General features: G+C 49.2%; 9 protein-coding genes. 2 read left to right on the top strand and 7 right to left on the bottom strand.

The genetic code is table 11. The features are described 5' to 3' along the window. Positions 1–80 precede the first annotated feature (80 nt). From CHI14_RS16280 to CHI14_RS16270, 3 genes are all read right to left on the bottom strand, one after another. On the bottom strand, positions 81–953 hold the full coding sequence (locus CHI14_RS16280; protein WP_095289558.1) for a carbohydrate ABC transporter permease: 873 nt from the start codon (positions 951–953) through the stop codon (positions 81–83). Between the two features lie 44 nt (positions 954–997). After that, positions 998–1951: an ABC transporter permease gene (locus tag CHI14_RS16275; protein ID WP_095289557.1), complete on the bottom strand. Its 954-nt coding sequence runs from the start codon at positions 1949–1951 to the stop codon at positions 998–1000. A 284-nt stretch (positions 1952–2235) separates the two neighbouring features. Then, complete coding sequence (locus CHI14_RS16270) at positions 2236–4572, bottom strand: helix-turn-helix domain-containing protein (RefSeq protein ID WP_170948164.1); 2337 nt, start codon at positions 4570–4572, stop codon at positions 2236–2238. Between the two features lie 558 nt (positions 4573–5130). Here CHI14_RS16270 and CHI14_RS16265 point away from each other — a divergent pair. Then, a complete protein-coding gene (locus CHI14_RS16265; protein WP_095289555.1) occupies positions 5131–7083 on the top strand; it encodes an endonuclease MutS2 in 1953 nt (650 codons plus the stop codon). A 53-nt stretch (positions 7084–7136) separates the two neighbouring features. Continuing rightward, a complete protein-coding gene (locus CHI14_RS16260) occupies positions 7137–7406 on the top strand; it encodes a cysteine-rich CWC family protein (protein WP_095289554.1) in 270 nt (89 codons plus the stop codon). Positions 7407–7475: 69 nt separating this feature from the next. Here the strand turns inward: CHI14_RS16260 and CHI14_RS16255 are convergent, their stop codons facing one another. Genes CHI14_RS16255 through CHI14_RS16240 form a run of 4 tightly spaced genes read right to left on the bottom strand, consistent with a single transcriptional unit; the run spans position 7476 to position 12654 of the window. Further along, positions 7476–8621, bottom strand: a complete 1146-nt coding sequence (locus CHI14_RS16255; RefSeq protein WP_095289553.1) for a mannitol-1-phosphate 5-dehydrogenase — start codon at positions 8619–8621, stop codon at positions 7476–7478. Then, entirely contained in the window at positions 8618–9052 is a 435-nt protein-coding gene (locus CHI14_RS16250) for a PTS mannitol transporter subunit IIA (protein ID WP_095289552.1), read from the bottom strand. The genes CHI14_RS16255 and CHI14_RS16250 overlap by 4 nt, the downstream gene beginning before the upstream one ends. Positions 9053–9057: 5 nt before the next feature. Next, positions 9058–11154 (bottom strand): BglG family transcription antiterminator, encoded by a 2097-nt coding sequence (locus tag CHI14_RS16245; RefSeq protein WP_095289551.1) that lies wholly within the window; start codon positions 11152–11154, stop codon positions 9058–9060. Positions 11155–11193: 39 nt separating this feature from the next. Then, on the bottom strand, positions 11194–12654 hold the full coding sequence (locus CHI14_RS16240) for a PTS mannitol transporter subunit IIBC (protein ID WP_095289550.1): 1461 nt from the start codon (positions 12652–12654) through the stop codon (positions 11194–11196). Positions 12655–12940 lie beyond the last annotated feature (286 nt).

Below are 12940 nucleotides of genomic sequence, written 5' to 3'. Positions count from 1 at the left end.
CCTCCCCTTTTATACATTGCTGATTCCGCATACTGCATGCTGTACGCTGCATTCTGCAACCATCCATTCAATCATCAATTTCAACCTTTCACAGACCCCAGCATCACTCCCTTGGCAAAATGCTTTTGCAGGAATGGATACACAAGCATGATCGGAATCGTTGAGAATACAATGACAGCCATGCGAATGGTCAACGGCTGAATCTCCGTCTCCTCAATACTCGTGTCACCAATCCGGCTCTGAGCCAGAATGACAATCTCACGAAGCCAGACTTGAACCGGCCACTTCTCGCTGTCATTGATGTAGATGACGGCGTTGAAGAAGCTGTTCCAGTGAGCGACTGCATAGAACAGGGAGAATGTGGCCATCGCCGGCATCGACAAAGGCAGTACAATACGGAACAGAACGCCGACATCATTACAGCCGTCTATTTTGGCAGCATCCTCCAGTTCATCCGGAATGGCCTGAAAAAAGTTCTTAAGCACAATCAGGTTGAACGCACTGATGGCGGTAGGCAGCATCAGGGACCATAACGTGTCGGTCAGATGCAGCGATTTAACTACGAAATAGGTGGGAATCATGCCTCCGCTGAACAGCATGGTGAACAATACGCCGAGCAGAATCGGCTGCCGTCCTCGCAGATATCTTCTGGATAGCGGATACGCCATCAGCGACGTGAATAACAAGTTAATCAAAGTACCGACAACGGTAATATAGATCGAGACTCCGAGACTGCGAATCAGTGTATCTGTCGAGAAAATGTAGCGATAGGCCGCCAGGGAGAATTCTTTGGGGAAAAGGATGAATCCTCCCTTCGCCACCTCATGCGGGCTGGTAAACGAGACAGCCAGAATGTAGATAAACGGAATGACGGTCACGATTCCGATCAACAGCAGCAAGCCATGATTGACGATATCGAAGATTCGGTTGCCCCACGTTTTATCCTGTTGCATCTTAATGTTCACTCCTGTCTGGTGAAGACGTCTGCTTGCTCATGTTAGTAGACGCCTTCCTCCCCGAATTTTTTGGCCAGCTTGTTGGCACCCAGTACAAGCGCCAGCCCAACAACCGACTTGAACAAACCGACAGCGGCACTGTAGCTGTACTGTGCCTGCGTCAGACCTTTGGTGTACACGTAGGTATCAAATACCTCACCCACATCCCGGTTGGTCGGCGTCAGCATCAGGAAGATCTGTTCAAATCCTGTATCCAGGAAGTTGCCCAGACGAAGAATGAGCAAAATCACGATCGTACTGCGGATGGCAGGCAGCGTAATATGCCAAGTCTGGCGCCAGCGGTTGGCTCCATCAATCCGTGCAGCTTCATAGAGCTGCGTGTCTACACCGGAAAGTGCTGCGAGGAAAATAATCGTGCCCCAGCCAACCTCTTTCCAGATGGATTGTCCGACAATCATGGATCGGAACCAGCCTGGCTCCAGCAGGAACGCAATCTTCTGCCCCGTCAGACTGTACAGCAATTCGTTGATGGCGCCGCCCTCCGTGGTAAACAGCATATAGAACACCCCGACGACAACAACCCACGATACAAAGTGCGGAACATAGACCAGCGTCTGTACAAAACGCTTGAATCGCTCACGGCGCACTTCATTTAGCATCAGTGCGAGCACGATGGGCAGCGGGAAGAAGAAGACCAAATTATAGATCGCCAGCAAAAACGTGTTCCGGAACAGGGTCCAGAACTGCGGTTCCCCGAAGAAACGCTGAAAATGCTTGAGTCCTACCCAGTCACTCCCCAAAATGCCTTTGTACGGTGTGTAATCCTGAAAAGCCATCGTAATGCCATACATGGGTATATATTTGAAAATAACAAAGTAAAGCACTCCCGGTATCAACATGATGTAGAGCCACCGGTTTTTGATAACGTCCCTCCACAGCAGGTTTTTGTCACTGCGGGCAGCGGGCCGTGTCCGAGCCGTCGTTTCGGCTTTCATAGTGTTTTCCTCCCCACATTGGAAACGATTACAAAAGTTCAATTCCTGAACTCATGCCTTCATTGTGGAGGATAAACGAATCACTGGCTATCGTCCGGTTTTAGCTTCTTGTTTTTCCTTGCCAGGCAAGGGTTTGCGACACTACCCCCGTTGAAATCTCAGGCGTGAATGCACCCGTTTTAACCTCTATAATCCTGTCTTAACCCGGGACAATGGAGCGTGGCCAGCAGGGTGTACAAACATAAAAAAGCCTGCCCGCCATGGCAGGCAGAGCAGGCTTAGTTTTACCGCTGCTGTTCCCGGTACTTGCCGGGAGTTGTTCCCGTAATTTTACGAAACGTTCGGATAAACGCAGTGGGGTTGGTGTAATTTAGTTTCTCGGCAATTTCCGATATTTTGAGGTTGGTTGTCTGAAGCCAGGTTTTGGCTTTTTCCATTCGATACTCTGCCAGATATTCAGTGAAATTCACACCAGCTTCCTTCTTGAACACCCGGCTTAAATAAACAGGATGGAAATTCAGCTCTTCCGCACAGGCTTCCAATGACAGTTCACGGTCATAGCGTTCCTCGATCAATCGGATCATCCGCCGGGCGATGTTCATATACTGCGATTCTTCCTGCTCCCGCCAGAAACGAATGACGGGTACAAATAACCGTTTACGGAACCAGTTCGTCATTTCATCAAGAGTGGAAAGCTTCAGCAGCTGAGCCATGGATGCCTTCTCGCCAAGCACTTCGGCCACATCCCCTCCTTGTTCCTGTACAAGCTGGTACACACGGGACAGAAGCTGAACCATAATGACGGGATATTCACTAAAATGCAGTTTCTTGTCGGCGAGCAGACCCAGATACTGTGTAAAATACATATCGGTTTTCTCCTCATCACCTTGTTTCAAGGCAGAGGCCAGCTGATCCTCGATCATTCTGAGCTGTGTATATAAGGCTGCCTCGGTCTGGCCTCGCGGCTGGATATCTTCATAATGCAAAATGATACGGCTTCCCAGACTCACCCTGCCCTGCAGCGCCTCCCGGCTCTCCTGATACGCCCTAGGTGTATCTCCAATGGCAAAATAGGAACGGCTTATGCCGATACTTACTGGCAGATTGAGATAGGTGACTACGCGTTCCCTGATCCATTCCGCCTGGGTGTGCATCCATTCCTTGAGCTGCAGCTCATCATTCAGCCTTGAAGCCAGAACCGTCACTTGTGCATCATCGATCATAACCGGGGTGAAGCGCAATTCCGCAGGCAGAAGCTCTCCAACCATATTGTTGACGGCAAACAGCAGCAGGTCCCTGTCCTGTTCTTCGTACCTGGTTCCTTCGAGCGTATCAATTTGCAGTGTAAGTACACCCAGGCTCGACCAGTCTGCCGGAAAATCATAGCGTTCGCCCTGATACCTGAAATCCTCTTCCGAGATTTTGCCGGTCAGCAGTTTGGTCATGAAAAATTCCTCCAGATGAACATGCTGTCCCTTCATCTGTTCCCGCAGCGATTTTTCTGAGCTGAACAGCGTGGATAAACGTTCCTCAATATAAATAAATTCATCCTGACGGCGGCCCGTCTGCAAAACCGGAGAATCCAGTCCCTTCGTAAACTGCAGCAGTCTGGAGATGGGGGAATACATCCGGCGGCTGCCATAGATTGCAAACAATCCGGTCACGCATAACATGACCAGCGTAGCTACCCCGGTCACAAGAGCAATTTTCTGCGACTGGGCAGTGATCTGTCCAAGAGATACCACTGATACATACAGCCACCCATTGAGTGGTGATTTCCTGTAGCTTACAGCTACCTGGTTTCCTTCCACTTCAGCGTTAAAGAAGCCTTCTGCCTGATTGCTCGTTTCCACCTTAGCCTGAATTTCCTCATTCAAGGTAGCATATTTCTCCTCTTGCCCATGCTCGTTCAGAAAAAAGTTCTGATCCCGGTCCAGTACATACATATCTCCGGTATTCGGATTTTGGCTCAGAAACGTGCTAATCTCCGCATCTGCGATATCAATCACAAGAAATCCCTTAGGCCTAACATTCGTCGGCACCATAGGAATCTTGAATACCATACTGACCACGTCATTCGATGAAATGAGTGTGGGCATCTGTTCCTGTGACTCTTCGGCTATTCCAGCCGAAGCCGGTATGCTTTCCGTAGACAAATGATCATTCTGCGTCACCCAGAACAGACTGTTCGTATAGGTGAGATAGGAGCCAATGCGGTCCCGAATACTGAAATCATCCAATTTTCCAAATGATCTCATGGAGACCACCCAGTCCTGATCCAGGTTAACCAGATAGGCCTGATCTATGTTTGTAACCGCTTGCAGGTTGTTAAACCCGGACGTGAGATCGCGTATTTCCTGAAACTCGGAGCTGTCCAGCGGCTTCTTCATGGCTTGCAGCACCAAGGGAGAATTCACATACTGGATGGATGACAATTGCAGGCTGCGTAAAACTTGTTCTACCCGCATTTGGGTTTGATGCAAAATCTGCAGATTGCTCTCACGTACTTTTTGTTCAATGTCACGCGAAGCGATCGAATAGGAAACGGAGCCGATGACGATGACTGGAAGGGCTCCGAGAATCATGGTAAAACAGAGCAGACGCAGCAAATATTTAGGCAATGTTAGCATCCTCCTTTGTATAGAATCTGCATATTTAAATGCCCGATGGAATGCATATCCATCTGTATAATATCGCTTTCATTGGATTAATTTACTATTGTTATTTTAAAACCCAATCTTATTCAAGTCCACTATTTATTCTTAAGATTGACTTTGGGGCCGTTTCCAGTTTATAGTGGAGGCATATTCCTCAATTCGAAGGAGAGATTTTGATGTCGGTGAGCGTTCTTAACTAATCAAGTTTCATATTCAGGAGTTTGGCCTTTCATGTGCGCTTGTGCCTTATGGCATACGTGTATTTCTTGATGCGCCATAACCCTGTACTTAGTTAAGAACAGCGGATATCATAAATCGCCTCCGGGATTGTACTTGTCCGGGTCTATTTCCGCGCTGTGTTCAGCGTGGATTTTTTTGTATAGACCTATCATGGACTCTGCTTTCCCCTACATGCAGGGCGGAGAATGACGTTTGTTCATTCTCCGCCCTTTTTGCGTTTTCAGGAATAGATTTGGAGTTACCACCGAAGTTACAAATTCAAAATCCAAGGAGAGATCAAGCATGAATGAAAACACAATGAATACACTGGGCTATCATCAAATTCAAAACAACGTCGCTTCCTGCGCACTTTCTTATCTGGGCAAACGTTACGCGAAAGAAATGAAACCCATGGTGGACCCCGGGCTGATCCAGATGCGCCTCGCGGAAACAGAAGAGGCCTCTGCTCTCATCCGTTATGGTGCCAGTGTTCCCATCCCTTCGCTTGACGGTATGGAGACCATTATGGATCTGCTCGGTACCGGTTATCTGTTTAGTGAACGGGACTTCACTCAACTTGCGCAGTTTCTGCGAAGCTGTGCACAATTAATGAAATACATGGAGGGCAAATCCGAAGCAGCTCCTACGGTAAGCCGGTATGCTTCATCCATGATGAGGATGGAATCCCTGTTAAGCGAGATCGAACGCTGCATTTACAGCGGCCGAATTCAGGATCAGGCGAGCAAGGAACTGACACGTATCCGGAAAAAGATGACCGTGAACGAGGAACGAATGAAGCGCAAGCTGGATTCTCTCGTGAGCAAGCACCGGTCCATTATGCAGGAGAACGTAATCAGCCAGCGCGGCGGAAGAACGGTATTACCCATCAAGAAAGAATTCCGCAAGCAGGTGAAAGGCAGCGTCCTGGATGAATCAGGGAGCGGGCAAACCGTTTATATCGAACCCGCGGAACTGGTGGGTCTGCAGATGGAACTCGCCTCACTGCAAGCCGAGGAATCCAGAGAAGAAATGAAAATCCTGGGTGATTTAACGTCGCTTGCAGAATCCTATAACCGCGAGATTGCGCTGAATACCGAGACGGTAGGTGTCCTTGATTTCCTGTTTGCCAAAGCGAAATACGCGGCGACCATGGATGGACGTACGGTTCAAGTAAATACATCGGGCCGAATTACGCTTCAGCAGGCGCGTCATCCTCTGATGGGCGCCTCCATGATTCCGCTTGATTTTGCCATCGGGAGGGATTATTCCTCACTTATCATTACAGGGCCGAATACAGGCGGTAAAACGGTAGCGCTCAAAACTTTGGGGTTGCTCACCCTGATGATGCAGTCCGGTCTGCTCGTTCCTGTGGGTGAAGGCGGCGAGATGGCCGTATTTCACGAAGTGGCTGTCGATATCGGAGATGGACAGAGTTTGGAACAGGCACTCAGCACCTTCTCGGCACATATCCGCAACATGATCGGTATCCTCGAGCAGGCTAATTCATCCACCCTTGTCCTGATCGATGAGATGGCTTCTGGGACGGACCCTGGAGAGGGGGTGGGTCTTTCCATCGCCATGCTGGAGGAACTGCACAGCCGAGGGGCAACCGTGGTGGCTACCACTCACTTTGGGGAAATCAAGCATTTTGCTGCTGCCGCGCGAGGATTTGAAAATGCGCGGATGGAATTTGATACAGCTACGCTGCAGCCCCTTTACCGTTTGTGTATCGGTGAAGCAGGTGAGAGCTACGCCTATTCCATCGCCTTGAAGCTGGGGATGCCACAGCGCATTATTGATCGTTCCCAATCCATATCAGACCAGGGCATATCGAAGAGTTCTGTCCTTGAGCCATTTCCGAACTCCGCAGCTGCACAGAAGACGGAGAAGAAAGTACATTCCCCGGCAGCGACTGAAGCTGGAAATCCATCCCTGCAGGTAGAAGATACAAAGTCGGTTCCCCCAAAGAAAAAATTTCGAAAAGGGGATCGTGTATACGCAGCCTATCTGGACCAGTCAGGAATCGTCTGTGACGTGGAAGACAGTCGTGGAAACATCGGAGTAATGCTGCGCGGGCGGAAAGTCAAAATTCATAAGAAACGCCTCACACTCTCTATATCCGCAGATGAGCTGTATCCAGGCGATGACTATGATCTGGATATTGTGCTGGAGACAAAGGAGAACCGGAAGAAACGTAAATTAATGGGACGCAAACATGTCGAAGGGCTGACCATTGAATTGCCACCTGAAGAATAGGGCCAGCCCTGTTATACTGTTAGGTATGACGATATGGAGAAAGTAGGCGTGCCATGAGCCAAAGTTATCCTTCACAGGCCAAGTCGACAGCTGCAAAAGCCTCCCAGATCAATGTACTCTTATGCCCTTTGTGCGGGGAGGCTAATGGCTGCTCCTATGCGGCTGGCCGTCCCCACTCCGAATGCTGGTGCAATCATGCCGAGTTTCCCGAAGGTGTGTTTGACCGCATTCCGGTGGAGCAGCGGCGTAAATCGTGCATCTGTCAGCGATGTCTGGAATCGTATACAGATCAGGCTGAACACAAACAAGAGCCTCACAGTTAATTCCTGTGAGGCTCTTGTTTTGCGATTGGGAGCCATAATGCGGCACGCAATCGCTAAATGAGTTGTTCCTTACATTTGATGATAATGTTCTACAGCCTGCTTAAGCACAGGGTGCTGCTCATCCATGGCTGTGTAGTGACTAAGTGCTGCAGCAATGCCCTTTTGTTTGATCATATCCTGAAGCTCTACTGCCTCCGGATCATCCTGTACATCGAATTTGCAGGCTGCCGCCATGCCTCTTGCCAGGTTCGTCGTGCCCATTCCATAGTCATGTGCCTGTAGCGCCGGACGAACCAGACGGTCGTTGGGCGACAGCTTCCGCAGCGGCGAACGGCCTACCCGGGTGACTTCATCGGTGAGATGCGGATTTACAAACCGCTCCAGAATTTTATTTATATACTTCTGATGATCTTCGGGGTCGAAACCAAACCGTTTCACAAGAACCTCACCCGTTTCCTGCAGTGCACCATAGACCAGGAATTTCACTTTGTCGTCCGCAATCGCCTTCTGAATCGTATCATACCCGTTCACGTAACCGAGATATGCAGCGCAGCAATGTCCCGTATTGACGGTAAACAGCTTCCGCTCGATATAAGGCTCAAGGTCATCCACATAGAGTACACCTTCAATCGGAAGGAATGCAGCCGCCATCTGTGAACGGTCCACAACCCACTCATAAAAAGGTTCAACCTGTACATGCAGCGAGTCTTCGTGATGCTGTATGGGAACAATCCGGTCTACTGCGGAGTCAGGGAAATACACATATTGATCAGCTAGAGCCTTAACGGGTTCTTCCAACAGAGCATACACATGCTCTTTCAACTGTGTGCTGGCTCCAATGGCATTCTCACAGGCAATAATGTGAAGGGGTTTCTGCACCGAACCTGAATTCAATCTTGCCTCAAGCCCCTTGGCGATGCCTGGTGCAATATGTTTCAGGATGCCCACTCCGACTGCGGTCGTAACAAGATCTGCCTCTGCAACGTTCCGGGCAACAGTCTCCAGCTGCGTTCCATCAATGGCATTAACCCCTTTTACCGTTTCCATATCTTTTGTTTCGTTTGCCAATTCGACCGTATACTGTCCACGCTCCTGTAATGCCTTAACCAACTCCTGGTTCACATCCGAGAAGATGACATTATAACCTGCCCGTGACAGGATTAATCCGATGAACCCGCGTCCGATATTACCTGCTCCAAAATGAAGGGCTCTCATAGTTCCATTTCACTTTCGAGAATGGTAATGATTTCATCCGCCGTTTTGGCATTACGAAGTGCTTCCATGTTCTCATCTTCCGCACAAATGACCGCAATGCTGGTCAGAATCTCCATGTGCTCACCGCCCTGAGCGGCGATACCGATCACCATGTAGGCTTTTTCATCCCCAAAATCTACACCTTGCGGGAACTGAATCACCGAAATACCAGTGGACAGAATGAACGATTTGGATTCTTTGGTTCCGTGTGGAATGGCAAGTCCATTGCCCACATAAGTCGATACGATCTCCTCACGCTCAAGCATCTTGTCGATATAATCGGCAGTAATATGACCTGCGTCTTTCAGAATCTGTCCTGCCATGCGAATAGCCTCATATTTGTCCTGTGCCGTTGCGTTCATAACCACTTTGTCTGTTGTAAGTATGCTCATGTTTATTAACCTCCAATTTCGGTTTTACTTCGATAAAATCCAACCAATTCCCGGGACAGATAATGAATAAGATCATCCCGGATTCCCTTTTCCAGCAGTGTAATCATCTCATCCTGCAGTAACAATGCACTGATCTCGCTTAGCACCTCCAGGCTCTCCCGGGATAGCTCCCTCGGCCCAACCATCAGAAGGATATGGCTGACGCCAACCGGGTCCTCCGCCGTCACGAGCAGCGGCTCTGATAATTGAAACAGGCTGATGGACGGCCTATAAATGCCATCACTGCGAGTATGAAACAGCGCGAGTGATGTATCCGGAATTTTCTGACTGCCCACCTTCTCCCGAGCTTCAAGCAGCCTAGCGATTTCTTCTGGGTCCTTCAGCACCCCGGATTCCTGCAGTACCTTGCACATGGCAAATGCCGTTTCGTAAAATCCCATATTACGATTATCCAGTCGAAACACCTGAAACTTGCCTGTGATTCTTACAATCTCAATGAGTGTGGCATCAAGCCCAGAGGGATCCGCATGGCGGTCAGATGCCTTTGCACTTGCTCTACTCTCTCCATACTTAACTTGTACCCGCTGCAGCGTCGTATTTTGAATGTACAGACGCAAACGTTCACTTTCTTCCGCTGTTAACAAGGGACTCACCTTGTAATACTGATGCGGTTCCATCGGCAGATCGACTGTCGATAAAATGAGATCATATTCCTCTTCCGGGATTCGTGCAGCTTCATACCATGATGCACTGTCAACGATCCGGATCTCCGGAATCTCCTTGGACAACCGGCTGGAAAGCATACGGGATGAGCCAATTCCACTTGTGCATACGATAATGGCCCGAATCTCGCGCTTCAGCACACGCAATCGCTCGATGGAAGCGCCAAAATGCATGACCAGGAATCCAATTTCCTCATCCGGCACGTCCGTATCCGGCCATGCGTCATGCACCGCGTCCTTCACATCCCCGAACAGCGAATCGTAATCCTTGCGAATCTGTTGAAGCAATGGGTTACGTATGCTTTGCCTGCCTCCAATCCGCTCCATCACCGGCTGCATATGGGCAATCAGCCCTTCTCGCAGAAGACGATCCTCCTGGAATGCATAGCCTGTTCTCCCCTGCATCTGATCCATCAGGGAACGAACCATGTCCAGCAATACCAGATCGTCAACAGGCAGTAAGCGTGTGGAGTGAATAAGCTGCTCCGTTTCAATTAATAATTTGTGCAAATAGCTCTGTTCTTCCTTGGCAAACGAGATGCCAAGCTGATCAGAGAGCACGCTGCATAGTCTCGCAGCCATGTATTCAGGCACGCTCTGATCTCCAGTAGAAGGATAAACCGCCTTTTTATCCGGAGAAGCAATACGTCCGACGGTAAATCCCTTGCGAATGCGCACCAGCGCAACGGACAGTTGAATAAGCAATTTGGTATACTGTCGCTCCGGAATATTTTCGAGCCAGTCAATATCCGGTTGCCATAACGCATTCTCGACCGTCAGTACGTCACGATGGCCAATCATGCCCAGCAGCTTCTGGTTCACCTTGGAAATTCCCTGGTCAGGTTGCCTTCCGAACAGATCAGATTCATCCAGATATTCAAGCGCAAGTCCTGCGATTGCTGCGCGATAGGCCGTTTCACTGCCATTGATCTTCACTCCGTATCCTCGCCTGCGAACCAGCTTCAGGCCCGCTTGACGAATCCGGGGCTCCAGTTCATCCAGATCATTGCTCACGGTCGAGACTGTTACTCTCATATCCGATGCGAGCGCAAGCAGTTTTACAGGCTCTGCCTCATCCAGCAAAATGCAAAGCATGAAGAGTTTACGCTCTTCGGGCGTAAACTCCACATATTCGTTCAGCTCCAGCTGCTCACGCAGTGAAGCCAAATCATCGGAACCAGGGTCTATACGGACTCCGGTTCCTGATTTTTTTTCCAATTTCATGCCAAAGGGTTCAAGCCACTTCTCAATCATCTGCAGCTCCCGATGGACGGTTCGTGTACTGACTTTGACCGCAATTGCAATGTCGCCGGCGGTTACTTCCTGCGGATGTTCCAACAGAAACTCCACAATTTCACGCTGTCTTTTCGTAATACTCATATCTCAAGCCTCCGGCTCAGGGAAAACGATCGCAACCTGTTATTTCAGGCGTTCAACGAGCGTATCGTATTCCGGGCTTTTTAGGAAGTTGTCGATGGATATATGTTCTGCGTTCGGTGCCACGCTGCGGGCACGGTCCGTCAATGTCTTCTGCGTAATAACAACGTCTGCGTCCTGCGGGATATCACTGATTGCCGTGTTGGTTACCGCAACGTCAATCCCTTCAGCTTTCATCTTTTTGCGAAGAATGGAAGCCCCCATGGCACTTGAACCCATGCCTGCATCACAGGAGAAGACGATTTTCTTTACATCGGTTTTTGCTTTCACAGTTGAAGAAGCCAAATCCGCGGCTCTGTCTGCTTCACGATTATCTGCTGTAATAGCAGCATTCGCTGTATTGCCTTGGCTCTTCATGTCTTTCATGCGATTCGCTGCAGACTCCAGATCTTCTTCTTTTTGCTTACCTGTTTTCAGCAGCAGTGCTGCAACCAGGAAGGATACGATAGCGGCCACAGCCACCCCGGCGAGCATCGCCAGATATCCACCTTTTGGCGTTAACAGAGAATATGCAATGATACTACCCGGTGAAGGCGCTGAAACCAGTCCGGCTCCGGTAAGCATGAAGGTTGCTGTACCTGCCACGCCACCTGCGATTGCCGCAAGAATCAGAATTGGTCTCATCAGAATGTAAGGGAAATAAATTTCGTGAATCCCCCCGAAGAAATGGATGATAACGGCACCCGGTGCAGAAGATCTTGCTGTTCCACGACCGAAGAAGCAGTAAGCCAGCAGGATACCAAGTCCGGGACCGGGGTTCGATTCAAGCATATATAATACGGATTGACCCAATTCTCTCGCTTGATCTGTTGCAATCGGTGTTAGAATGCCGTGGTTGATTGCATTGTTCAGGAACAATACCTTCCCTGGTTCAATGATCAGGTTGACGAGTGGGAGCAATCCCAGATTCATCAGCCCCTGTACACCAGCAGACAATACAGTGCTGATCCCTTCAACAGCAGGTCCGATGCCCAGCAGTGCAATGATCGCCAGGATACCACCGATAATACCGGCGGAGAAGTTGTTAACCAGCATCTCGAATCCTGCTTTGATCTTGCCTTCAACGGCTTTATCGAACTTTTTAATAATCCATGCGGCCAGAGGTCCGGCAATCATGGCACCCAGGAACATCGGAATGTCACTACCGACGATAACCCCTATAGTCATGATGGCACCAACTACACCACCACGCTGGCGGTGCACCATAGTACCTCCAGTGTATCCAATAAGCAGTGGCAGCAAATATTTGATCATCGGATCTACCAACAGTGCCAGATCCGCGTTAGGGAACCAGCCCTTTTCAATAAAGAGCGCCGTAATTAATCCCCATGCAATAAACGCACCCATATTTGGCATAACCATGCCGCTTAGGAATCGGCCAAAACGCTGAACACCTACCCGGAGACCGCCTTTGGAATTGGACGTTTGGTCCAAGTTACTCATTGTATTATCCTCCTCGGATCAAGTAGTTATCATTTATGAAAGGGGTATCATTTCTCCCCTGCTGTTATCCTAAGCCAGATTGGTCTCCGGTTCAACGAAATGAAAGCGTACTTTCGTCATGATCATTGATGACAACATTGTGTTTATGTAATCGTTTTTATGGTGATGAGAGGGTTCTAACCATTGATATACTTGGCTTTTTTCGTATGTGCCTTATATCATTTACGGTGTTGAATTCTATAATATAGCTTGTGCGATTCAGCCTTATTCCATCCTGTTTAAGTGC

Origin of the sequence: Paenibacillus sp. 7516 (genome assembly GCF_002272715.1) — a bacterium.
GTDB classification, from domain to species: Bacteria; Bacillota; Bacilli; order Paenibacillales; family Paenibacillaceae; genus Paenibacillus; species Paenibacillus illinoisensis_A.
The sequence above is the reverse complement of the archived record's forward strand: the minus strand, read 5'-3'. Positions and strand labels throughout refer to the sequence as shown.

Bases quoted from the DNA above. Each gene is read 5' to 3' on its own strand.
- CHI14_RS16280 (WP_095289558.1), bottom strand. From the start codon at position 953: ATGCAACAGGATAAAACGTGGGGCAACCGAATCTTCGATATCGTCAAT.
- CHI14_RS16275 (WP_095289557.1), bottom strand. From the start codon at position 1,951: ATGAAAGCCGAAACGACGGCTCGGACACGGCCCGCTGCCCGCAGTGAC.
- CHI14_RS16265 (WP_095289555.1), top strand. From the start codon at position 5,131: ATGAATGAAAACACAATGAATACACTGGGCTATCATCAAATTCAAAAC.
- CHI14_RS16260 (WP_095289554.1), top strand. From the start codon at position 7,137: ATGAGCCAAAGTTATCCTTCACAGGCCAAGTCGACAGCTGCAAAAGCC.
- CHI14_RS16255 (WP_095289553.1), bottom strand. From the start codon at position 8,621: ATGAGAGCCCTTCATTTTGGAGCAGGTAATATCGGACGCGGGTTCATC.
- CHI14_RS16250 (WP_095289552.1), bottom strand. From the start codon at position 9,052: ATGAGCATACTTACAACAGACAAAGTGGTTATGAACGCAACGGCACAG.
- CHI14_RS16245 (WP_095289551.1), bottom strand. From the start codon at position 11,154: ATGAGTATTACGAAAAGACAGCGTGAAATTGTGGAGTTTCTGTTGGAA.
- CHI14_RS16240 (WP_095289550.1), bottom strand. From the start codon at position 12,654: ATGAGTAACTTGGACCAAACGTCCAATTCCAAAGGCGGTCTCCGGGTA.